Origin of the sequence: Flagellimonas oceanensis, assembly GCF_003992595.1 — a bacterium.
Lineage (GTDB): Bacteria > Bacteroidota > Bacteroidia > Flavobacteriales > Flavobacteriaceae > Flagellimonas > Flagellimonas oceanensis.
Genome location: NZ_RZNA01000047.1, coordinates 29,951 through 53,366 on the forward strand (window position 1 = coordinate 29,951; position 23,416 = coordinate 53,366).

Annotated in this window: 26 protein-coding genes; 10 read left to right on the forward strand and 16 right to left on the reverse strand. The window is 43.6% G+C overall.

Features of this window, described 5'->3' with window-relative positions:
* Window positions 1-82: 82 nt before the first annotated feature.
* The 6 genes from clpP to EO132_RS13165 all read right to left on the reverse strand — a co-directional run bounded on the left by clpP (window position 83) and on the right by EO132_RS13165 (window position 5,823).
* Entirely contained in the window at window positions 83-763 is a 681-nt protein-coding gene (clpP, locus tag EO132_RS13140) for an ATP-dependent Clp endopeptidase proteolytic subunit ClpP (protein ID WP_127138300.1), read from the reverse strand.
* A 90-nt stretch (window positions 764-853) separates the two neighbouring features.
* Window positions 854-2,176 (reverse strand): trigger factor, encoded by a 1,323-nt coding sequence (gene tig / locus EO132_RS13145; RefSeq protein WP_127138301.1) that lies wholly within the window; start codon window positions 2,174-2,176, stop codon window positions 854-856.
* A gap of 99 nt (window positions 2,177-2,275) precedes the next feature.
* On the reverse strand, window positions 2,276-2,620 hold the full coding sequence (locus EO132_RS13150; protein ID WP_127138302.1) for a phage holin family protein: 345 nt from the start codon (window positions 2,618-2,620) through the stop codon (window positions 2,276-2,278).
* A gap of 76 nt (window positions 2,621-2,696) precedes the next feature.
* The gene (locus EO132_RS13155; protein ID WP_127138303.1) at window positions 2,697-4,199 is read right to left on the reverse strand and encodes an SGNH/GDSL hydrolase family protein; all 1,503 of its coding nucleotides are present in this window, start codon (window positions 4,197-4,199) and stop codon (window positions 2,697-2,699) included.
* A gap of 137 nt (window positions 4,200-4,336) precedes the next feature.
* Window positions 4,337-5,107 carry an alpha/beta fold hydrolase gene (locus EO132_RS13160; protein ID WP_127138304.1) on the reverse strand — a complete coding sequence of 257 codons (771 nt, stop codon included), beginning with the start codon at window positions 5,105-5,107 and terminating at the stop codon, window positions 4,337-4,339.
* A complete protein-coding gene (locus EO132_RS13165) occupies window positions 5,107-5,823 on the reverse strand; it encodes a pyridoxine 5'-phosphate synthase (RefSeq protein WP_127138305.1) in 717 nt (238 codons plus the stop codon). The genes EO132_RS13160 and EO132_RS13165 overlap by 1 nt, the downstream gene beginning before the upstream one ends.
* An 86-nt stretch (window positions 5,824-5,909) precedes the next feature.
* On the opposite strand from EO132_RS13165, the gene EO132_RS13170 reads away from it, so the two are divergent.
* The 8 genes from EO132_RS13170 (at window position 5,910) to murI (ending at window position 13,967) form a co-directional block, all read left to right on the forward strand.
* Window positions 5,910-6,566, forward strand: coding sequence for a CBS domain-containing protein (locus tag EO132_RS13170; protein ID WP_127138306.1), 657 nt, complete (start codon window positions 5,910-5,912; stop codon window positions 6,564-6,566).
* Window position 6,567: 1 nt separating this feature from the next.
* Entirely contained in the window at window positions 6,568-7,449 is an 882-nt protein-coding gene (locus EO132_RS13175) for an NAD kinase (protein WP_127138307.1), read from the forward strand.
* Window positions 7,450-7,561: 112 nt separating this feature from the next.
* Complete coding sequence (gene porG, locus EO132_RS13180) at window positions 7,562-8,245, forward strand: type IX secretion system protein PorG (RefSeq protein WP_127138308.1); 684 nt, start codon at window positions 7,562-7,564, stop codon at window positions 8,243-8,245.
* Between the two features lies 1 nt (window position 8,246).
* Window positions 8,247-8,987, forward strand: coding sequence for an isoprenyl transferase (locus EO132_RS13185; RefSeq protein WP_127138309.1), 741 nt, complete (start codon window positions 8,247-8,249; stop codon window positions 8,985-8,987).
* Window positions 8,959-11,622 (forward strand): outer membrane protein assembly factor BamA, encoded by a 2,664-nt coding sequence (bamA, locus tag EO132_RS13190; protein WP_127138310.1) that lies wholly within the window; start codon window positions 8,959-8,961, stop codon window positions 11,620-11,622. The genes EO132_RS13185 and bamA overlap by 29 nt, the downstream gene beginning before the upstream one ends.
* Before the next feature lie 98 nt (window positions 11,623-11,720).
* The gene (locus EO132_RS13195; protein WP_127138311.1) at window positions 11,721-12,542 is read left to right on the forward strand and encodes an OmpH/Skp family outer membrane protein; all 822 of its coding nucleotides are present in this window, start codon (window positions 11,721-11,723) and stop codon (window positions 12,540-12,542) included.
* Between the two features lie 49 nt (window positions 12,543-12,591).
* Complete coding sequence (locus tag EO132_RS13200) at window positions 12,592-13,101, forward strand: OmpH/Skp family outer membrane protein (RefSeq protein ID WP_127138312.1); 510 nt, start codon at window positions 12,592-12,594, stop codon at window positions 13,099-13,101.
* Window positions 13,102-13,187: 86 nt separating this feature from the next.
* Window positions 13,188-13,967, forward strand: coding sequence for a glutamate racemase (gene murI / locus EO132_RS13205; RefSeq protein ID WP_127138313.1), 780 nt, complete (start codon window positions 13,188-13,190; stop codon window positions 13,965-13,967).
* 41 nt (window positions 13,968-14,008) lie between these two features.
* On the opposite strand, the gene EO132_RS13210 is transcribed toward murI, so the two are convergent.
* Both EO132_RS13210 and EO132_RS13215 read right to left on the reverse strand, forming a co-directional pair.
* Window positions 14,009-14,500 (reverse strand): dihydrofolate reductase, encoded by a 492-nt coding sequence (locus EO132_RS13210; RefSeq protein WP_127138314.1) that lies wholly within the window; start codon window positions 14,498-14,500, stop codon window positions 14,009-14,011.
* Window positions 14,497-14,889: a 2TM domain-containing protein gene (locus EO132_RS13215; RefSeq protein WP_127138315.1), complete on the reverse strand. Its 393-nt coding sequence runs from the start codon at window positions 14,887-14,889 to the stop codon at window positions 14,497-14,499. The genes EO132_RS13210 and EO132_RS13215 overlap by 4 nt, the downstream gene beginning before the upstream one ends.
* A 54-nt stretch (window positions 14,890-14,943) precedes the next feature.
* Here EO132_RS13215 and EO132_RS13220 point away from each other — a divergent pair, with 54 nt between their 5' ends.
* Both EO132_RS13220 and EO132_RS13225 read left to right on the forward strand, forming a co-directional pair.
* Complete coding sequence (locus EO132_RS13220) at window positions 14,944-16,035, forward strand: aminotransferase class V-fold PLP-dependent enzyme (protein ID WP_127138316.1); 1,092 nt, start codon at window positions 14,944-14,946, stop codon at window positions 16,033-16,035.
* Window positions 16,036-16,179: 144 nt separating this feature from the next.
* Window positions 16,180-16,476: an isoamylase early set domain-containing protein gene (locus tag EO132_RS13225; protein WP_127138317.1), complete on the forward strand. Its 297-nt coding sequence runs from the start codon at window positions 16,180-16,182 to the stop codon at window positions 16,474-16,476.
* Window positions 16,477-16,541: 65 nt separating this feature from the next.
* On the opposite strand, the gene EO132_RS13230 is transcribed toward EO132_RS13225, so the two are convergent.
* The 8 genes from EO132_RS13230 to EO132_RS13265 form a co-directional block, all read right to left on the reverse strand.
* A complete protein-coding gene (locus EO132_RS13230; protein ID WP_127138318.1) occupies window positions 16,542-16,910 on the reverse strand; it encodes a hypothetical protein in 369 nt (122 codons plus the stop codon).
* Window positions 16,911-16,985: 75 nt separating this feature from the next.
* Window positions 16,986-17,414 (reverse strand): Dabb family protein, encoded by a 429-nt coding sequence (locus EO132_RS13235; RefSeq protein ID WP_127138319.1) that lies wholly within the window; start codon window positions 17,412-17,414, stop codon window positions 16,986-16,988.
* Between the two features lie 271 nt (window positions 17,415-17,685).
* Complete coding sequence (locus EO132_RS13240) at window positions 17,686-18,342, reverse strand: HAD family hydrolase (RefSeq protein WP_127138320.1); 657 nt, start codon at window positions 18,340-18,342, stop codon at window positions 17,686-17,688.
* Window positions 18,343-18,365: 23 nt separating this feature from the next.
* On the reverse strand, window positions 18,366-19,190 hold the full coding sequence (locus EO132_RS13245; protein WP_127138321.1) for a thymidylate synthase: 825 nt from the start codon (window positions 19,188-19,190) through the stop codon (window positions 18,366-18,368).
* 243 nt (window positions 19,191-19,433) lie between these two features.
* Complete coding sequence (locus tag EO132_RS13250; protein ID WP_127138322.1) at window positions 19,434-20,894, reverse strand: NupC/NupG family nucleoside CNT transporter; 1,461 nt, start codon at window positions 20,892-20,894, stop codon at window positions 19,434-19,436.
* Window positions 20,895-20,907: 13 nt separating this feature from the next.
* Complete coding sequence (locus tag EO132_RS13255; protein WP_127138323.1) at window positions 20,908-21,540, reverse strand: bifunctional nuclease family protein; 633 nt, start codon at window positions 21,538-21,540, stop codon at window positions 20,908-20,910.
* An 89-nt stretch (window positions 21,541-21,629) separates the two neighbouring features.
* The gene (locus EO132_RS13260; RefSeq protein ID WP_127138324.1) at window positions 21,630-22,598 is read right to left on the reverse strand and encodes an electron transfer flavoprotein subunit alpha/FixB family protein; all 969 of its coding nucleotides are present in this window, start codon (window positions 22,596-22,598) and stop codon (window positions 21,630-21,632) included.
* A 16-nt stretch (window positions 22,599-22,614) separates the two neighbouring features.
* A complete protein-coding gene (locus tag EO132_RS13265) occupies window positions 22,615-23,361 on the reverse strand; it encodes an electron transfer flavoprotein subunit beta/FixA family protein (protein WP_127138325.1) in 747 nt (248 codons plus the stop codon).
* Window positions 23,362-23,416: the final 55 nt, after the last annotated feature.

Sequence of the window (23,416 nt, forward strand, 5' to 3'; positions counted from 1 at the left end):
TTTTAATCTTCAACCAACAATAACGTAAAAAAATTGGATTTGTTCTACCTTAAGTGGTTGTTTTTTAATCAATTGGTTTGCGTTATGACTTATCTCTCTCTAATATTTCGTCAATCATTCCGTACTCCTTGGCCTCTGGTGCCTTCATCCAGTAATCACGGTCACTGTCTTCGTAAACCTTATCAAAAGATTGACCTGAATGTTTGGAGATGATCTGGTAAAGTTCATCTTTAATCTTAAGAACTTCTTGGGCCGCAATTTCGATATCACTTGCCTGGCCTTGTGCTCCTGAGAGCGGTTGGTGTATCATTACCCTGGAGTGAGGCAAACCACTGCGTTTTCCTTCGTGTCCCGCACAAAGCAATACTGCTGCCATGGAGGCGGCAATACCCGTACAAATGGTGGCCACATCGGGTTTTATGAACTGCATGGTATCGTAAATGCCCAAACCTGCATACACGCTTCCGCCCGGGGAGTTGATGTAGATCTGGATATCCTTGGAGGCATCTGCACTTTCCAAAAAGAGCAACTGTGCCTGTACAATGTTGGCCACCTGGTCATTGATCCCGGTTCCCATAAAAATAATCCTGTCCATCATCAAACGAGAGAAAACATCCATCGCAACAGCGTTCAACTGTCGCTCTTCGATAATGTTAGGTGTCATGTTCATGGGGTACATGGTACTCATGAGTTTATCATAGTACATGCTGTTGATACCATGGTGTTGGGTAGCGTATTTTTTAAATTCTTTTCCGTAATCCATAGGAATTGACTCGATTTATCTTAAAAAAAAGGTGCCGAAAAATTAGCTTTTCGGCACCGTAAAGATACTTAATTTTCTTTTAGCGAAGCCTTAGCTGTATGCTTCCTTGATGAAGTCATCGTAAGAGACTTCCTTTACCTTAAGGTTAGCCTTTTCTTTGTAAAGGTCCAAAAGTTTTTGGCTCATCAATTGTTCGGACAACCTTTTTACCTCGTCTTGGTTGCTCATTACCCTTGCGGCAACGCTTTCCAATTCTTCGTCTTTTGGGTCCATGTGGCCGTATTGTGCCATTTGGGATTTGATGAATCCTTTGGCGAATTCCTTCAATTCATCAAACTGGACTTGAAGTTCGTTTTCTTGGATGATCTTGCCCTCTATCAATTGGTAACGAAGTCCTTTTTCGGATTTTTCAAACTCTTCTTTGGCCTCGTCCTCGGTCAATGGATTCTCTCCACTGATCTGAATCCACTTTTTCAAAAACTCGGATGGAAGTTCGAATTTGGTCTCGTCAATCAATTTTTCAGTAATGTCGTTCAACAATTTTTGATCGGATTGTTGTTCGAACTGTTTTTCTGAATCTTCTTTGATTTTATCCTTCAATTCTTTCTCTGAAGTTACTTTGCCCTCTCCGAACAATTTATCGAAAAGTTCTTGGTCCAAAGCGGCTGGCTCTCTTTCGTTGATTTCCTCGATGGTAAAGGTAACATCGATTTTAAGCCCTTCGGCCTTGTCTTTGGCAATACCCAGGGCGCTGGGTAATAGGTAGTCTTCTTTGAAAAGTCCCTTGGAATTGAGGGTAACGCTATCGCCCACTTTTTTGCCTACAAGTGCATCAATGGCTTTTTTGCTCTTGATCTTGTCCATTTCAAGGGTGGTCTTGTGGTCGATTTCCTCTTCTTCATTGGCAAAGAAACCAGTGATTTCATCTTTTTTGCCCACTTCGGTCTTGGAAATCAATTTCCCGTATTGCTTTTGAATACGCTCCACTTGCTCCTCGATCATTTTTTTATCGGCAACGATCTTATATTGCGTAACGGCTTTTTTGGTTTTCAGGTCAACGTCGAAGCTCGGTGCCAATCCCAATTCAAATTCGAAATCAAGGTTGTCCTTGTCCCAGTCGAAATCGTCTTGTTGTTTGGGAAGTGGATTTCCCAGAACATCCAATTTTTCTTCGGTAAGGTATTTGTTCAGATTGTCTTGAAGCAATTTGTTCACTTCATCCACCAAAACGGCCTTGCCATACTGCTTTTTGATAAGTCCCATGGGAACCTGTCCTTTTCTGAAACCAGGAATGTTGGCCTGCTTTCTGTAATCCTTAAGGATTTTCTCTACTTTGTCCTGATAGTCTTCTTTGCTTATGGCAACCTTTACTACTGCATTAAGATCGTCAATCTGCTCTTTGGTTATATTCATTTCCTACCTAATTTGCTTTCTAAAAATGGGATGCAAAAGTAACTCTTTTTTGATTTGCTGCCAAGTTTTTAAACCGTTGACTTTCAAACCATATGATTTCTACTGGTCTTCCTTTAAAATGGATTGCAAAATGGCTTGTAAAAAAGAGAGCAACAGACTGAAGATAATGGCCCACCAAAAACTGCTCACATGGAAGCCGTCGATCAAATTGGCCGCCAAAAGAATGATTATGGCATTGATGACCAAAAGGAAGAGTCCCAGGGTCAATATGGTAATGGGCAAGGTAAAGATGACCAAAATGGGTTTTACCAAGAAGTTGAGCAAGCTGAGCACTACGGCTACGATTATAGCGGTAAACATGGAATCGACACCGACCCCCGGCAATACATAGCTGAGCAATACAACGGCAAGGGCGTTCAACAATAATCTTAGAATAAGTTTCATACGTTCTATCTATTGATGTTATAAATAAAAAGGCACCGAATTTCGGTGCCTTTAAGATAAAGAAAATAATGTTTGTTTAGTCAATATATAGTCCAGTGTAATCCAAAGGATTAACGCCGGGCAAATTCGAATTGTACTTTGCATTAATGGCTTCGATAAAGGCATTGGCCACAATGGCATATCCTCTAGGTGCAGGGTGAACCCCATCCAAAGAGAAGCCTCCACCTGTGGCAAATGTGGCATCCACGATGCTTCCATCAGCTTGTTGGAACCCATTGGCGTTTAGCTCGGCCAATAACGCATTGGCATCAACAAGGGCCAAATCATATTGAGCGGCCAAAGCGGAAATGGTTTGGTTGTAAGATTCCAATGCCGTTTCCACTAGGTCTTGCTCATCAACTGTAAGTACCCATTTGTCCGCTAAAGGAACGGCAACCCCGTTAATGGAAGTTGGGTTGTTCGGGTCAGCAAGTGTACCGATGTGGTTTCTTGCGGTAAGGACTAAAAGATTTTCTTCAGTTGCTTGTCTCATATTGGTCAAAGCAGGGTTGAATCCTGTCAAATCCGTTAAATCTTCATCCATAATGACCACGGCATTTCCTTCTCCTGGGGTAAAAGTGATGGTTCTGGCAGCCAACTCTTCCTCCGTTATTATATTTAATTGTTGTAACTGGGCCAAGCCAGCGTTGTATGCCCCATATGCATCGGCACTGTTCAAAAAGGCCGCTGTGGCCTCGTCCAAAGGAATGGGATTGTGAGGTACTGTTGTAAAGTAAGGTATGTCGGTCAAGTTCGGCAAATTGGCGATGGCTCCTTCGGCTCCATTGGCTGTCATGGCTTCAAGAATCCCGTTCAGGGCACCTGCGAAAACATTTGTGTCGGTAATATCGTTTCTGGAGTAGGAACTTGGATCTAGGTTACCTTCTTGGTCAACTCCTGTTCCACCCCCCGTAGCGTATACCAAAATATCGTTGGCCCCGGCCCATACCGTGAAAAAGGTTGCGTTTTGAGCGGCCGCATCTCCGATTACCGTTGCGGATTCCGATGATGAAAACCGTGCAAAATATGGATTTGCGGTTCCGTTGGCCACCCCAGCTACGCTTCCGTATCCAGGTGCCAATAATTCGTAACTTTTAGCTCCGGGAACACCCATGTTATTGTATGTCCCTGTCAGTTTTTGTGAAACTTCCGTGGTGCCCTGTCCTTCAATTACCTCGGGACTTGGGCTTTCCCCCAAAAATGAAAGTATGTATCTATTGTCCGCGATTTTGTTTCCACCAAGGGTCATGCCTCCAAGATTGTCCGCCATAAATGGGATTTCAAAACTTCCACCGCCCGCAAGGGCAAAATTGGAAGCGAGCATATTCGGAAATGATGCTTCTTGCCCATCAATGAACAGGGCGTTGTCGGAGAAACCGGCGGTCAATGAGTTTCCAATGGCTACGTAATTGGAAAAATCAGCTGTTCCAGAAGTATATTCCATGGGTTCTGGACCCGGTGTTTCAGGTAGGGTTGTATCATCTTCGCATGCAATCAAGAATAAGCCTAGAAAGGGGAGTAGGGCATAAAACTTTTTCATATCAAAAAATCTGTTATAGTTAGTTTATGTTAATTCTTATGGTAAGAATCTGAATTAACCAAATCTATATCAAATTTGTCATACAGACAATTAAATGGGTAAAAAAATTATGCATGCATAATAAAAAGGGGTAAATTTTAAGAATTCAGAAAGCTAAAACTCTTCTCGTAAAACTGTTTTGGGTTTTCGGCATGTAACCAATGCCCAGCCTTATCAATGGTTTCAATTTGGGCATTGGGAAAGTGCCTTTTGATTTCGGCAAAGTCATTGGGTTGTATGTATTCCGAGCGGTCGCCACGTAGAAAAAGGGTGGGGCCATCATAGATGGCATTGGGGAATATGTTCTCGCCAATTTCTTCCATACGGTCTTTGAGCACATCAAAATTAAAGCGGAACCCCAGCTTTTCTTTTTTCACCCAATAGAGGTTTTTGAGCAAGAACTGTCGAATCCCTTTTACCTTTATATATTTGGCAAGTTCGTCATCGGCCTCACGTCTATCGGAAATTTGGTCAAAATCCAAATGGGAAAGCCCGTTGAAAATGAAATCGTGATGCGGGGGATAATATTTCGGTGCGATATCGGCCACAATCAGTTTGGTGACCCGTTCTGGATGCGAAGTCGCCAGTTGCATGGCCGTTTTCCCTCCCATGGAATGTCCCATCACATAAGCGGAATCTATATTATGGTGGTCCATGTAGTTGATGACGTCGTCACTCAATAGATCATAATTGAACTCTTCGGAATGAAAACTTTTTCCGTGGTTACGTTGGTCTATCAAATGAACCTGAAATCCGTTTTCGGAATATTGGGTGCCCAGGGTTTTCCAGTTGTCGGACATGCCCAAAAATCCATGTAGGATGATGAAAGGCTGTCCTTCGCCCAATATTTTAGAATGTAATATCTCCATTATTTTAATCGGTGTAAGTACATGTTTACCACATTTTCGAGACCAAGGTAGAGGGACTCGCAAATCAGGGCATGTCCAATGGATACCTCTAAAAGATGTGGAACGTGTTCTTTGAAAAATTTGATGTTGTCCAGACTAAGGTCATGTCCCGCATTAAGGCCAAGACCAACTTGGTGTGCCATTTTGGCTGCCTCAACAAACGGGGCAATGCCACTTTCTTTGTTGCCTTTGGCAAATTCATCCGCAAAACTTTCGGTGTAGAGCTCCACACGATCGGTCCCCGTTTCCGCTGCTCCTTTTACCATTTCTACATCAGGGTCCACGAAAATGGAAGTGCGGATGCCATTTTCCTTGAAGGTTTTGATTACATCAATCAAAAAATCTTTGTGTTTTATAGTGTCCCAACCCGCGTTGGAGGTAATGGCATCTTCGGCATCGGGCACTAGGGTAACCTGCGTGGGCTTTACTTCGAGCACCAGATCGATGAATTTTGGAACTGGGTTGCCCTCAATGTTGAATTCGGTGGTCACCACCTTTTTGAGGTCACGTGCATCTTGATAGCGGATGTGTCTTTCGTCCGGTCTCGGGTGAACGGTAATGCCCTGCGCACCAAAAGATTCAATGTCCTTGGTGGAATTGATCAGGTTGGGCATGTTGCCGCCTCTGGAATTTCGCAATGTGGCCAGTTTATTTATGTTGACACTCAACTTTGTCATGGAGTTCTTTTTTAGATCGTCAAAAATAAGAATTCGGCATGCCTTTTGCCATTTTAAATTAGTATTTTGCACCTAATAGAAGTGATATGCAGATTCAAGACAAAATAACGAACACGGTCCCGGTTTTTGAAGTGTCGGAAACTTTGAAAGATGTGATCGCATTTTTTGAGGAGACCACATTTTCCCATGTTGGAGTTACCGAGAACGGAGCGTATTTGGGATTGCTTTCCGAGAACGACTTGGCCTGTTTTGAACCTGAAAAGAAGGTTGATGATTTCAGGTTTGAGATGGAAGACTTTTTTGTGACCAAGGAAACCGCTTGGTTGGATGTGTTGGAAATGTTCTCGCGGAATGAGGCCAACGTGCTTCCTGTTTTGGATGAAGACCGTTTGATCATTGGGTATTATGACCTTGAGGATGTGGTGGATGTCTTTATAGATACCCCGTTCTTTAGGGAGCCAGGAGCCATTTTGGTGGTGTCCATTGGAATCAAGGATTACTCTTTCAGCGAGATTGCCCAAATTGTGGAGGGCAATAATGCTCGCTTGTTGGGCGCATTTATAACGGATTCGCAAAACGATATCGTTGAAATTACCTTGAAGGTAGGAACACAGAGCTTGAACGAAGTCGCACAGACGTTTAGGAGATACAACTACACCATTGTGTTCGGAAACAGCGACGATCAGTTCTTGGAAGATTTGAAGCAGCGTTCCGACTATCTAGAAAAATATCTTAACGTTTAGTATGAAGGTAGCCATTTACGGTCAGTCCTTTCAGAAAGAGGACCAGCTTTGTGTAGAAGAGCTTTTGGATGAATTAAAGAAGCTTGATGCCATTGTCTATGTGGAAGAGAACTTCAATAAACTGGTTGCAACCATTACCGAAGAACAGGTAAAGGGAACATTTACACAATCCGAAGGATTGGATTCCTCCTTTGATATGTTCGTGAGCTTTGGAGGTGATGGTACCATGCTGCGTGCCGTTACCTATATAAAGGACTATGATATTCCCATTGTTGGGGTCAATACGGGCCGATTGGGATTTTTGTCCACTTTCAAAAAGGAGAATGTCCGAAAACTGGTAACCGAATTTGAAGCGGGCCATTATACCATTGAAGAGCGGACTTTGGTGGAGGTTGAGCTCAATTCCGATCTCAATGAGTTCCATGGAATCAATTTCGCCTTGAATGAAATCACGGTAAGCCGCAAGGATACCACTTCCATGATTACAGTGGAAACTTGGCTGGATGATGAATATTTGACCTCTTACTGGTCCGATGGTCTCATTGTTTCCACTCCCACTGGTTCAACGGGCTATTCCCTGAGCTGCGGAGGCCCTGTGATCGCCCCTTCGGCAAAATCACTGGTGCTGACCCCCATTGCACCGCACAACCTGAATGCCCGCCCTTTGGTGATTTCCGATAAAACGGAGATTAGACTGAAGGTGTCTGGTCGGGAACAGACACACTTGGTGTCCCTGGACTCACGGATTGCCGATATCCCAAATGGGAAAGAGATTCGTATCAAAAAAGCGGACTTTACCATCAAAATGATCGAGTATAAATCCGAAAGCTTCTTGAAAACCTTGCGCAACAAATTACTTTGGGGAGAAGATAGGCGCAATTGATACCATCAAAAACAATAAAAGGAGTGAAAAACTGTTTAACAAGGGAGAACAACTTTAAATATAAATCTATAGACCTTCCTTTACTCTTAATTCTTGAAACTTTTTGGATAGTATGCGGATAGTTTTGGCAGTTTTTCTATGCTGTGTGATCAAGGTGAGTGCACAGACCTACGAAATAGGTGTGTTTGCCGGCGGTGCCAATATGATAGGTGATGTGGGAAGGACCAATTATATTTTGCCTTCTGGCCCTGCCTTTGGTGGGATATTTAAATGGAACAAGGGAAAACGCTATGCGTGGAGGGCCAGTGCCCTCTATGGTAAGGTAACCGCTGACGACAATAAATCGCACATGCAGTCCAGGCAACAAAGGGGGTATGTGGTCGATAATTCCATCTTGGAGTTCTCCGCTGGACTGGAAATCAACTTTGTTGAATACAATCTTCATAAGCTCGGACCCGCCTTCACGCCTTACTTATACACGGGTGTAACCTACTTTAGGTATGATTTTAATTATATTGATGCCCTTCAGATGCAGGATATTAACCAAAAAGACGGTAGTTTTGCAATTCCAATGACGGTTGGGGCTAAGTATCGTTTAAATCAATTCTTGATTCTTGGTGCCGAAATTGGGGCCAGATATACTTTTACGGACAATTTGGACGCAAGTAACCCAGAAGGTTCCAATTTTGAGCAATTTCGATTCGGGAACATATTGAGCGACGACTGGTACGTTTTTTCAGGTATAACATTAACGTATACCTTTGGACGTAAGCCCTGCCAGGATTGTTTTCAATAAAATGCACACACTAGAGGACGTAGACAAAGAAAAACTACCGCAGCACGTGGCCATCATCATGGATGGTAATGGCAGATGGGCCAAGCAGCGTGGAAAAATACGCATGTTCGGGCACGAGAACGGAGTGGAATCCGTGAACCAAACTGTAGAGAACTGTGCCAAACTCCAAATTCCTTTTTTGACCCTTTATGCCTTTTCCACCGAAAATTGGAATCGCCCAAAAACCGAGATCGATACGTTGATGAGGCTTTTGGTCAACGCCCTAAAAAGGGAACTGAAGACCTTGAACAAGCACGATATAAGGTTAAAGGCCATTGGTAAGATCGACACATTGCCCAAAAAGGTCCACAAAGAGCTTACCGAAGTGATGTCAAAAACAGAGAACAATTCTGGGATGACCCTTACGCTGGCATTGAGCTATGGCTCACGAGAAGAGATAAAAACAGCGGTTCAGGAGATTGCGGTCAAAGTTAAAAATAACATAATTTCGCCCGAAAATATTGATGAAACAGTTATAAATACACATCTTTACGCGCACTTTTTGCCTGATGTAGACCTACTTATCCGCACAAGTGGCGAATGCAGGATAAGTAATTTTCTACTTTGGCAGATTGCATACGCGGAATTATATTTTATTGATGTATTTTGGCCCGACTTTAGAGAAAACCATTTGGTAGAGGCCATATTAAGTTACCAAAATAGAGAACGACGATTTGGAAAAACGAGCGAACAACTTAACTAAGGGTATCACAAATTCCATACTTGCCGCCCTTATTATCCCACTATTTTTATTTTCAACCCAAGGTATTGCCCAGGAGACTGATTTTGAAGAAGGCAAGCAATACATTTTGGGAGGCTTGACAGTAACAGGCTTACAAAGCTACAATGAGCAAACCGTGAAGAGTTACACGGGCTTGCGTGTGGGCCAGCCCATTAAGGTGCCCGGCGATGAAATAAGTGCCGTGATCAAAAAGTTGTGGAACCTTGATCTGTTCAGTAATGTGGAAATGTATTACACCAACATCGAGGATGACAAAATATTTTTGGAACTGAGCATCACGGAACGCCCCACCTTGAACAACGTTACTGTTTACGGTGTCAAGAAAAGAAAGGTTGAGGATATTATCGATGACACTGACCTGAAGAAAGGAAAGAAAATAACGGAGAGTTTAATAGCCAACACCAAGAATTACCTTCAGAACAAGTATAAGAAACAAGGGTTCTTGAATGCCAAAGTAAATATCGCCACCGCTGCGGACACATCAGGTACCAATGTGCAGAACATGGTGATCAATGTGAACAAGGGCGATAAAGTAAAGATCAAGGACATCAACTTTGTTGGTAACGAAAAGCTGTCCAACAAAAGACTGAGAAAATCCCTTAAAAACACCAAGAAGAAAAAATTCTATCGTTTCTGGAAAAAGTCAAAATACATTGAGGCCGACTACGAGGAAGATCTTGATAACCTTGTCGATGCCTATGCTGAAAGAGGGTACAGGGATGCCAGGATATTATCGGATACTTTCGTGAAACTGGATGAGAAAAACATCGAGTTGACCATCAAGGTGGAGGAAGGGGACAGATACTATTTTGGCGACATCGATTTTGTTGGTAACACCGTATATACCGATAGGATGTTGAGCCAGTACTTGGGCATCAAAAAAGGGGATACGTATAATGGTGTATTGCTCAAAGAGCGTATAGCGGATGCATCCAAACCAGATGCCGAAGATTTGACCAACCTGTATCAGAACAACGGGTATTTGTTTTCATCGATCAACCCTGTTGAGGTTTCCGCTGTAAACGATACCATCGATTTTGAAATAAGGATTATTGAAGGTAAGGAAACTTTCTTGGATCATGTGACGGTCTCAGGTAATGACAAGACCAATGACCATGTGATATTTAGGGAAATCAGGACAAGGCCTGGCCAAAAATACAGTAAGGCCAATATTGTAAGGACAATCAGGGAATTGGGCCAACTTGGCTATTTTGATGCCGAGCAAATCGTACCGGACATCCAAAATCCAAACCCGAATGAGGGGACGGTTGACGTGAATTATAGCCTTGTGGAATCCGGTTCCAGCCAAATTCAGCTCCAGGGAGGTTTTGGTGGAGGTGGTTTCATCGGGACTTTGGGGCTTTCGTTCAGTAACTTCTCCTTTAGGAACATCTTTAACAAAGAAGCCTATAAGCCCGTGCCCATGGGGGATGGTCAAACATTCGCGTTGCGTTTGCAGGCCAGTAGGACCTTTAGGGTATATAGTCTGAATTTCTCCGAACCATGGCTGGGGGGTAAAAAACCAGTCAGGTTCAATCTGTCCCTATCTAGAACGCAACAGTTCGGAACCAGTTATGGTAGCAATGGGAGATTGGATGTGGACAAGTCCAGGGGTTTCGCCATTACAGGTGTTACTGCCGGTTTGGCAAAAAGGGTGCAATGGCCCGATGATTTCTTTACGATTTCACATTCCTTGAGCTATCAGTTGTATGATTTTGACAACTACAATAGTGGACTGTTCAACTTCGGTAACGGTAGTTCCAATTCCTTGAGTTATACATTTGGTATCTCTAGAAGTTCTCAAGGACCGAGTAGGATCTTCCCAACTTCCGGTTCCAACTTTGAACTGACCGCCAAATTCACACCACCGTACTCGCTTTTCAGTAGTAAGGATTTTGCACAGTTGAAGGATGATATAGATGAAGTGAACACCAGGCTAAGGGAAATAAGGGAACCTACGACTGTAGAGGAGCAGCTTGAGTTCAGTCGACTTCGCGCGGACTTGGAAAGCTTGGAGGAAGAGCGGTTCAAGTTGTTGGAATACTATAAGGTAAAGTTCAAAGGAGATTGGTATCAAGCGATCATAGGTAAACTTACTTTGCGCACCAATGCCGAGTTTGGGTTCCTGGGGGCCTACAACCATGATATCGGCGATGTGCCTTTCGAGCGCTTCTATGTTGGGGGCGATGGACTGGGTAACTTTACCCTGGATGGCAGGGACGTGGTTCAATTGCGAGGTTATGAGAACCAATCATTGACACCTTACTCCGTAAATGCCGTGACCAATAGACTGGAACAGGAAGGGGGAACCATTTACAATAAATTCTCATTGGAAATGCGTTATCCACTGACTTTAAAGCCAACAGCTTCCATATATGCACTAACATTTTTGGAAGCAGGTAACGCCTTCAACAATTTTAATGACTATAATCCGTTTGAGTTAAAAAGATCTGCCGGAGTGGGGCTACGTATTTTTATGCCGGCATTCGGACTCTTGGGAATTGATTTTGGTTATGGCTTCGACAGCGATGCCCGTCCAGGATCTGTAGGGCCAAGTGGATGGCAAACGCACTTCATCATCGGGCAGCAGTTTTAATTTATGGGAAATCGTGTGTTGCTAATTTGTAAATAGTTCATTTTAAATAAATTAGTAATTTTGGCACGATATTTTCTATGTAAAATGCGGAATCAAAGATGAATACCAAAGTTCTTTTATCAGTAGTTGTTTTGATGTCATCCCTTTATGGGTTTTCCCAACGGGGAGTGCGCATAGGATATGTGGATATGGAATATATCCTCGAAAATGTGGAGGAGTACAGGGATGCTACTGAACAGTTGAATGCCAAGGCCCAAAAATGGAAGCAGGAAATCGAGCTGAAGCAAAGCGTCATCGAACAAATGAAAAAGGATTTGATGGCCGAAAAGGTGCTGTTGACCGATGAACTTATTTTGGAGCGTGAAGAGGAAATCCAGTTGCTCGAAAAGGAAATGTTGGACTATCAACAAGACCGTTTTGGTCCACAAGGGGATTTGGTGCTGCAAAAACAAGTGTTGATACAGCCCATACAAGACCAAGTGTTCAACGAAGTACAAAAAATCGGAGCCAATAAAAGATACGATTTTATTTTTGATAAATCCGCAGATGTTGTAATGTTGTACTCCGAAAAAAGACACGATATCAGTGACTTGGTTTTAAGGGAGATAGGGCGCACCAGAAAAATCAGTGCATCCAACAAAAAGCAGCAGGAGCAAAGCCGTCTTGAGCAGTTCAAAGAGGAAGAGGACCAAATCAGTGACGCGCTCAAGGAAAGACAGGAGCAAGCGGCTGAAGCCCAAGAAGAGCGGGAAAAGGCGGCAGAGGAACGAAGGTCGGAAAAGCTGAAAGAACGCGAAGAGCGTAAAAAAGCATACGAAGAACGAAGAAAAAAATTATTGGAAGAGCGCGAAGCCAAGAGAAAAGCCAAATTGGAAGAACGAAAAAAAGCGCAGGAACAACAAAAGGATTCAATAGGATAGATTATATTGAAACACTAAATTTAAAAGTCAAAAAGTAACGTTGAGAATCATGAAAAATGTAAAAAGGATTGCTGTAGCCCTAGTATTGTTTGTTGCGGCTACGGGTTTTGTAAATGCACAGAGCAAGGTTGCACATATCAATGTCCAGCAACTATTGTCTGAAATGCCGGAGATGAAGGCTGCACAAGCTGAATTGAAGAAATTACAGGAAACGTACCAAGCGGATATCCAAGGCTCCATGACAGAGCTTCAAAACAAGTATACCCAATACGAAAACGAAGCAACTTCCAAAACAAGGGAGGAAAACGAACAAAGAGCCATTGAGCTTCAGGGATTCCAGAAAAACATCGAAGACGCCCAACAAAAGGCTATGCAGGATATGCAAAAGAAACAGCAGGAATTGTTCGCTCCAATTTCTGATAAAGCCAAAGCAGCCATCGAAAAAGTGGCGGCAGCCGAAGGGTATGACTATGTTATCGATGCCAGCCCAGGGTTGAGCTTGATCGTGGCCAAAGGAAAAGACCTTTTGCCAGCTGTAAAGCAAGAGCTTGGTTTCTAAACCGCGATTTACAATATGCAAAAAGCCGCTTTTATTAAAAGCGGCTTTTTTTTATGCCATAAAAATTCAAGGCACTATTTTTAATCATGCAAAAACCAATAGGCATTTTTGACTCGGGAGTTGGGGGTACATCCATTTGGAAGGAAGTGGCCAAGATGCTCCCCCATGAGCATACCATTTATCTGGCCGATAGTGCCAATGCCCCTTATGGGGAAAAATCAAAAGAAGAGATTCTACGCCTTAGTATAAAGAACACGGAGCATCTGCTCGGTCGTGGGTGTAAAATTGTTCTGGTGGCCTGTAACACTGCCACAACAAACGCCATAGACCATCTCCGTTCCCATTACGATGTACCGTTCATTGGCATCGAGCCCGCTATAAAGCCTGCCGCATTGCATACCAAAACAAAAAAAGTCGGAGTGTTGGCCACCAAGGGCACCCTCTCCAGTGGTTTGTTCCACAATACCTCTAAACTTTATGCGGAAGGAATTACCGTATTGGAACAAGAAGGTAAGGGATTGGTGGAACTTATTGAAGCGGGTAAGGTTCAATCCGAAAAGATGAAACAGCTATTGAGCGGTTTCTTACAACCGATGCTTGATGAAAATATGGATTGTCTGGTGCTTGGGTGTACCCATTACCCATACTTGATGCCTGTTTTGAAAGAGATACTTCCGGAACACATCAACATTATAGATTCAGGGGAGGCCGTAGCGCGACAGACCAAAGCCGTATTGGAGCAAAACAACATGCTTTCGGATTTTCATGGCGAACCAGAACATATCTTTTGCACCAATGCCGATGTTGTGGTCCTCAAAGATTTGATCAATCGATCCACCGCAAAAGTATCTTATCTGGATTTCTAGTGGAATGAACTGTCTTTTCCGTGAAAACGGGAATCCAAAACCTATTTTCTTCGGTAAGTCAGGTACGTAAAGTCATATTTGTGCCTATCATCCTTTGGATGATGTTCCTCATTTACCAATTCCCACTGTTCCTCATCGATTTCAGGGAAAAAGGCATCTGCTTCAAAACTCCCATGGACACGGGTCAATTCAATGTCCGTAGCCCGGTCCATCGACTGTTTGTAGATTTCCCCACCACCGATGATAAATGCCGTCTCGTTGTTTTCCACCAAAGCAATGGCATCCGCCAATGAGTGTACAATGGTGCAGGGGAACTTAGGGGTGTAATCCTCGTCCCGGGTTATGGCAATGTGAGAACGGTTGGGCAATGGTTTGGGAAAGCTCTCCAAGGTCTTTCTGCCCATAATGATCTTATGCCCCGAAGTAAGGCTTTTAAAGCGTTTGAAATCATCAGGCAGATGCCAAACCAAGTCGTTGTCCTTGCCAAGGGCATTGTTTTCGGCCGCAGCCGCAATAATGATCAATTTTCTCATTGATCTTTTTTTTTATTGATCTTGGAAAGGGGAAAGTCTGTTTCTATTTCCTTTTGGATCTCGCCGATGCGTTCTTTTTGCAACTTTACCAATCGCTCACGTTGTTCACGCTCCCAATTTTGCCCCATAAACTTGTGGGTCACAAAAACATTGACCAGGTGGAGAATCAGTAAAAAGGCCCAGCCCAGTACGATCCAAATGGACCAATCATAGGTTTCCCCGTACTTGAGGACCTTATTGGCGAGAATCAAAAAAATACTACCGATCAAGAAAATCACAAAGTGGGAGAACAGCCTTTTCTTTTGTTTGATGCGTTTATGGGCATTCTCCAAAAGTTCGTGCTGCTGCAAATCTATTTCCGACTTCTTCTTTTTACCAAATGACAACATGGAATGGCTATCTTTATCAACAAAGATAACTGAATTGTATCCAAAAATCCCGATATGCAAACCCTAAGAAAAAAATTCCCCGTGCTCAATCAATCCATATATGCCAATACCGCATCCGCGGGACTTTTGAGCGAAGATCTGATGGAGTGGCGCCAAGGGCACGACCTGGATTACCTTGTTGGCGGAAGTGAGATGAAAAACAAAGGGTTCGCCCATATGCCCGAGATCAAGAAAACCGTTGGGAAGTTCTTCAATTGCAAAGCGGAAAATGTGGCCTTGGTGCCCAATTTCAGTTTGGGGTTCAATCTGCTCTTGGAAGGATTGCCAAAGGATAAAAAGGTACTGCTCGTTAATAAGGACTATCCAAGTGTCAACTGGCCATTTGAGACGCGGAATTTTAAGCGGGACTATGTGGATGCCGATCAGCACATGGAAGCAAATATCCATGCCAAGGTTAAAAAAGGAGACATTGATATACTCGCACTCAGTCTGGTGCAGTGGGTGGATGGGGTTCGAATTGACTTTGACTTCCTGAAAGATTTGAAAAAGGAATTCCCCGACCTGATGATTCTTGCCGATGGCACCCAGTATTGTGGTACGGAGCCGTTTGATTTTGAAGCTTCGGGAATCGATATCTTGGGAACCAGTGCCTACAAATGGATGCTGGCCGGTTATGGGAACGGTTTTTTTATGGTAAAGGAAGGGGTAAAGGGGCAGTTTGAACTTCGGGGTATCGGAAATGGCTCTGTGGACAACGATGCATCCAAGCGTAACAGCATCACTTTTTGTAAGTTTTTGGAACCAGGTCATCTGGATTCCCTCAATTTTGGAAGCTTGGAGTTCGCCGTTAAATTTCTGGATGAGATAGGGGTGGACAATGTACAGGCACAACTCCAAAAACTATCAAAAAAGGCGCTATCTGCTTTTTCGGAACTCGATTTATTGCAGCCCGCTGTTACCAAAAGAAAACAACATAGCACCATATTTAATGTTAAGGGAGACGATAAGCTCTTCAATAAACTTGCCGAGGAAAATGTGGTGGCCTCGCCACGGGGCGGAGGTATTCGGTTAAGCTTTCATTTTTACAATACCGAAGAGGAAATAGATGTTGTTGCAACACTTCTAAAACGCTGGGGTTCAAACTAATAATTGGCAAAAAACACTGATTTTATTTACTAAAAGTGATCTTGGGGTTAGGTGGATTTTATCAAATTGATAAATCGATTCTAACTTATTGTAAATAAATGGTTTTATGTATTGTTTTGTACTGAAATTAAAATTTTTGGTACCATGGCAATTAAAAAACAATACCTGAAAAGCAAGCCTGTTTGCAAAGTTACTTTTACAGTTCCTGCAGATGAGGCCAAAACGGTTGCTGTAGTGGGGGACTTCAACAAATGGAACCCTAAAAAGAGCACATTGAAGAAATTGAAGAACGGAACCTTTAAGGGAACCTTCGACTTACCTGTGGAGAACAGTTACGAGTTTAGATATTTGATTGACGGCAATTATACCAATGATGGTGAGGCGGATCGTTACCAATGGAACGACTACGCTGGCACCGAAAATGCCGTATTGGAAGTTTAAAAACACAATTCGCCATCAGTTAGTCCCAAAGCTGGTGGCGGTTTTTTCATGACTTTGCCAGTTTATCAATCCTCTACCAAAGAAATACTGAGCTGTCCATATTCCCAACCACCGTCCTCGGCATCTATTTGATAGGTGTAATAACCGCTGCCCAGGGTTGATTCTCCAACATAATCTATAGGTTGGAGAATATACATTTTGCCATTTATTTCCAGTTCAACATAGGCATACCGATAAGCTTTTGTGACCATTTGGTATTCCGAAACCTTACCGGTACCCAAGTTCCCATAGTCTAAAGGATCGTTCGAAATACGAACGATGATATTTTCATAGTTGTGGGCACTCACATTTTCCAATCGGATATAAACTTCAGCATCATCGCCTGAAGAACATCCAACGGCCAACAAAAGCATTAGGAAGAACAGTTTTTTCATGGCATCGCTTTTCTGTTAGATGATTTCTTGATGCAATGGTTGCTCTGACTATCTACGGTTTAGGCATCGATCGAATCATTTGGTCCAATAATCCACAACCGTTACATCCGCAATGTGGGGGCCTGCAATGTCCCCAAATGCAACATGGTCTGGGTGGGTAAGATAGGTGTCACGGTCTTCTTCGCTGCTAAAGGTTAAAAAGAAACAATGGGTAAGTCCTTTGTTCAGGTTTTCAGGGCTGTTGTTCGTGCCCCATTCGTAACCCTTGATTTCGGAAATTTTTGATGGCAGGGCATTGAAAGCCTCTTCCACTTGCTGAATATCTTCTTCGGAAGAAGTCTCCTTGAATTTGAACAATACCACATGGCGTAGTTGAGGTCGTGCTGTTTCTTCTGATTTTTCCGTGCTTGCTACCTCCTGTTTTACGGTGGTTTCTTTTTTGGGTTGTTCGCCGCAGCTGGCGAATAATAGTGTGGCGAATATTCCGATGATGGTTGGTTTCATGGCTTATTGGTTAACATTGATTTGAGTCAAATGTACGATTTTGAATAGATTAATATTGTTTCTATTGTTCCCCTGGCCTTTAGCGTCACCCTGAACTTGTTTCAGGGTCTCAGAAGGGTTGCTATAATTTGATGAGATGCTGAGACAGGTTCAGCATGATGTATGGTTGTTTTTTATTTAAGGAAAGGCGCCTTTTCCCGAAGGGAAATTCAAAATGTGGCAGCGGCGTTGCGGGGGGGTAGGTAACAGGTGTTTTTAATCAAACAGACAATCAAATTTTTAAAATACCCCTATCGAATGCATTAAAATGGGTTATGATTGGGAGTTCGAAACCAGAGTAATCGGAGTTGGTCGAGTTTACAATAATCACATGTCCCACTTTGCAATTAAGGGCTGCCTGTACTCCAGAGTGCGAGTCCTCAAAAATAATGGACTCTGCTTTGTCCACATTCAGCCTTTCGATCGCCCGGTCAAATAGATCAGGGTGTGGTTTACCTTTTACGGTACCATCATTATGGACAATATGGTCTTCGGTAAAATAATCCAAGAGATTGAATTTGTCCATAAAAAAGTCCACATTGGATTTTCCTGATGCCGTGGCAATGGCCATGGGTATGTTGTTTGATTTCAAATAATCCAATAGGTCCAGTGCACCAGGTGCCAATACCATTTCGTGCTTAAGGCACTCATTGCGGTACAGTACCTCCTTTTCCTCGGAATAGTGGTGGACTTCTTCATCGCTCAATTCTCGTTTAAACAATATTTCGAGAGTGTCCTTCCCGTTTCTGCCGTGTATGTATTCCCTTTTTTCTTCTTTGGTCAAGGGGATGTTGTATGCCGCTAGATACTCGTCCCAAGATTTTTCTTGGTATTCGGAATCCCAAAACAACGTACCATTAAAGTCAAAAATCACTCCGCCTTTTTTCATGATATTGTAAGTTGAAGGACTCTTTAAACTGCCACAACACCCTTAATATGTGGATGTGGGGCATAGTTCAACAGCTCAAAATCATCAAAGGTAAAGTCAAAAATGTCCTTTACTTCAGGGTTCAATTTCATGGTGGGCAAGGGGCGAGGGTCACGGCTCAATTGCAGTTCCACCTGCTCCATGTGGTTGTTGTAAATATGTGCATCACCAAAGGTGTGTATAAACTCCCCGGGTTGGTAGCCACAGACTTGGGCCATCATTAAGGTAAACAAAGCGTAAGAGGCAATGTTGAACGGCACGCCCAAAAAGATGTCTGCACTACGCTGGTACAATTGGCAGGAAAGTTTGCCATCCGACACATAAAACTGGAAAAAGGCATGGCAGGGTGGGAGAGCGGCCTTTCCGTTGGCCACATTTTCCGAAAATGACACGGAGGTGTCGGGCATCACGCTCGGGTTCCATGCGGAAACAAGCATTCTACGGCTATTTGGGTTATTTTTCAAGGTTTCCACCACTTCCTTGATCTGGTCGATTTCTTCACTGTTCCAGTTCCGCCATTGATGTCCATACACAGGACCCAGGTCGCCGTTTTCATCGGCCCATTCATTCCAGATGCGTACACCGTTCTCTTGTAGATAAGCAACATTGGTGTCCCCTTTTAAAAACCATAACAATTCATGGACAATGGATTTAAGGTGTAATTTCTTGGTCGTTACCATGGGGAATCCCTCGGAGAGGTCGAACCGCATTTGATAGCCAAAAACGCTCAAGGTTCCTGTTCCCGTGCGGTCCCCTTTTTGGTTCCCGTGTTCCAATACATACTTCAAAAGGTCGTGGTACTGTTTCATGCTGTCTGTTCCGTTAACAATGTCATTTCGAGTGATTTTCCGTTAGTGGAAAATTGTATCGAGAAATCTTTTTGGATAAAGGTTGTGATATCTCGATGCCCCCTTCGACTACGCTCAGGGTAACAGCTCGATATGACAAAAAATCAATCCATCGAAATTACTTCAATAAGTGTGTTTTAGAAATAAAAAGACAAAAGACTTATGAAGAGTTTATTAACTGAAAGGGGGTTAAAGGGTGAAAGATTACCCTAAAATCATCCCTGCAATAGTAGCCGACAGCAATGAGGCCAACGACCCACCCAAAACTGCTTTCATTCCAAACGAGGAAAGTACTTTACGTTGACCGGGCGCCAAAGAGCCGATACCGCCGATTTGAATACCGATGGAAGCGAAGTTGGCAAAACCACAAAGCATGTATGTAGCCATGATGACCGATTTATTGTAGGTAAAGTGAACACCACTGGACACGTTCTTTAGGTCCGCCAATTGAATGTAGCCCACAAATTCACTTGCGGCCAATTTTATCCCAAGTAACTGCCCCATGAGCATAATATCCTCATTGGCAACACCAATAAGCCACATCAAAGGTGCGAATATGGTCCCAAGAATGGCTTCCAAGGAAAACTCGGTGTATGGGGAATTAGCAGCTATCCAATTATTGAAAGTCGTCACGTCCCCGACCCAGCCCAAAATTCCGTTGATCATGGCGATAAAGGCCACAAAGACCAAGAGCATGGCCCCAACATTCAAGGCAAGTTTAAGGCCTTCGGTGGTTCCATTGGCAATGGCATCCAAGATATTGGCCCCGATTTTTTCCGAAGATACTTCTACATCAGTATTGACCTTCTCGGTCTGGGGATATAGTATCTTTGAAATTACGATGGCCCCAGGTGCTGCCATTACCGATGCCGCCAAAAGGTGCTTGGCAAAGACCAGACGAAGTTCGGGGTCGTCTCCCCCTAAAAACCCAATGTAAGCGGCCAAAACAGCTCCAGCTACAGTGGCCATGCCGCCAATCATGACCAAAAGGATCTCCGATTTGTTCATCTTTTCCAAGTAGGCTTTGATGAGCAAAGGTGCTTCGGTCTGTCCCAAAAAGATGTTACCAGCAACCGATAGGCTTTCTGCACCCGATATGCCCAAGGTTTTGGAAAGCAACCATGCCATCCATTTGACCACGACTTGAATCACGCCTAAATAATAGAGCACGGAAGTCAGGGCCGAGAAAAATATGATGGTAGGCAATACTTGAAAAGCGAAGATGTATCCAAAAGTGTCCATGTCCACTACCAGTCCTTCAAAAAGGAACTGACTTCCTGCCCGTGTGAAATCCAAGATGCTGACGAAAATGCTTCCGACCTGCTCAAAAATATATTGCACAAAAGGAACCTTGAGTACCCCGATGGCAATCAATACCTGTAAAGACAAGCCAATTCCTACGGTTTTCCAATTGATGGCCTTTCTGTTGGAACTGAACAAAAAGGAAATTAGAATAAGTACGGCCATGCCTAGTGCACCACGCAAAAATGTAGTAAAGGTAAAGCCTTGGTTGGGTATGATCTCTGCAGTTTCAGCTTGGGAAACGGTTTCCGTAATAGTGGAGCCGATGGCAACGTTAAGGGAATCTCCGGGCAATGAATTTTGGCCGAAAGCGACCGAACAAATGAATAAAAGTATCAGTAAACTTTGGGTCTTTTTCGCCATGTATGCTGGTTGTTTATTTGCGCTTGGAAATCTCATCCCTCAATTTGGCAGCCTTTTCGTAGTCTTCGCTGGCCACTGCCTTGTCCAATTCTTTGTGGAGTTCCTGTAGGGACATTTCACGGTATCCATGGGTGTCTGCACCCGATTCTATTTCCACGGTTTCTTCCTCCTGCAGGATTTCATCGACCATGATGCTATCGTCCTCCTCATCTTCTTCTTTTTCTTTGGAAGAAAATTTCAGAAAAATACCGGCCTTGTCAAGAATGGTTTTGTATGTGAAAATGGGGGCATCAAATCGCAGAGCAAGTGCAATGGCATCACTGGTGCGGGCATCGATGATTTCCTCATCGTTATCTCGCTCACAAATAATGCTGGAATAGAAAACACCATCCACCAACTTATGGATGATTACCTGTTTGACCACGATTTTGAACCTGTCCGCAAAATTCTTGAACAGGTCGTGTGTCAATGGTCTGGGCGGTTTTATCTCTTTTTCCAGTGCAATGGCAATGGATTGTGCTTCAAATGCGCCTATAACAATGGGAAGTTTACGGTCTCCCTCCTCTTCATTTAAAATAAGGGCGTATGCGCCATTTTGCGTTTGGCTGTAGGATATCCCCTTTATTTTTAATCGTACTAAACTCATATATCTCCTCCTAAAGCAAAGGGGCCGTTCAAATAAGTGGCTCTACCAGTTATCTGAACAGCCCCTTGCAATGGGCAAATTAACAAAATTTAAGCGTTTTGGGCTTTAAATTCTTTTAATTTTTCGATGAGTTCGGGCACTACCTCGAAGGCATCCCCGACGATACCGTAATCCGCTGCCTTGAAGAAAGGTGCTTCTGGGTCGTTGTTGATGACCACTTTTACTTTGGATGCATTGATACCTGCCAAATGCTGAATGGCCCCAGAGATACCGATAGCGATATAAAGATTACTCGCCACTGGCTTTCCTGTTTGCCCCACGTGCTCGCTGTGAGGACGCCATCCCATGTCGGAAACTGGCTTGGAGCAAGCTGTGGCTGCGCCCAATACGTCGGCCAATTCTTCAACCATGCCCCAATTTTCCGGTCCTTTGAGTCCACGACCTCCCGATACCACAATATCTGCATCGGCAATTGTTGCTTTTCCGACCACACGATCTACTTCCACCGATTTAACGGCAAAAGCATCGTCGCCCAAAGATGGGCCAAAGTCTTCAACGGAAGCTGAAACGTTGTTCTCCACCACACCAAAAGCGTTATTGGAGACTCCTACGATTTTGATATCCGATGAAATCTCGGTCATGGCAAACCCTTTATTACTGAAGGCTGTCCGCTTTACCACAAAAGGCGAGGTGCTTTCTGGGGCAGCCACTACGTTGGGTACATATCCTGCAGTGAGTTTGGCAGCTAGAATGGGTGCCAAAAACTTACTGTCCGCGCTGGAACTCAATATAATTACTTTCGCGTCCTCAGCTTTAGCGGCCTCGGCCAATACTTCTGCATAGGCCTTGGCGTTAAAGGTTGTCAAGGAGTCGTCTGATACCTTTAAAACCTTGGAGGCCCCATAGGTTCCCAAAGAGGCATCGTCCTCGGCATTAAAAGAGACCGCTGTTACGGTTGTGCCTAAATCCTGGGCCACTTTATGTGCGTAAGAGGCCACTTCGAAGGCATTTTTTTTGAATTTTCCCTTAAGGGATTCTGTATATACTAATACTGACATAATTTCTTAATCTTGTTTAGATGACTTTTGCTTCGTTGTGCAGTAGTTCGACCAATTCTCCCACATTGCCGGCATCGACCAATTTAACAGGTCCCTTGGCCGCAGGTTTTTCAAATTTTTGGTCTTGTGTGGGCTGTGTGGCATCAACGGGTTCTACCACGTTCAATGCTTTTTTACGGGCCATCATGATTCCTCTCATGTTGGGGATGCGAAGGTCACTTTCCTCTACCAGACCTTTCTGTCCACCGATGACCAAGGGAAGCGATGTGCTTATTTTTTCCTTACCACCATCGATTTCACGAACCGCTGTTGCTGTGTCGCCATCGATCTCGAGGCTGATGCAGGTGTTCACAAAATTCATGTCCAATAAGGTTGCGAGTATTCCTGGAACCATACCACCATTGTAGTCGATGGATTCCCTACCTGCAATAATAAGGTCGTATTCCCCATTTTTGACCACTTCGGCCAATTGCTGGGCCACGAAGAAACCGTCTTTTGGCTCCGCATTTACTCGAATCGCCTCATCGGCACCAATGGCCAAAGCTTTTCTGATGGTCGGCTCGGTTTGGGCACCACCAACATTGACCACGTGAACCGTGGCGCCTTGCTTCTCTTTGAACCACATGGCACGGGTTAATCCGAATTCATCATTGGGATTAATAACAAATTGAACCCCGTTTGTGTCAAACTGGGTATCGCCTTCCGTAAAATTGATTTTGGAAGTAGTATCCGGAACGTTGCTTATGCAAACTAAAATCTTCATATATACTTTAGGTTTATGTCTTCAAATATAATTATAAAATCCGAAATTTATTATG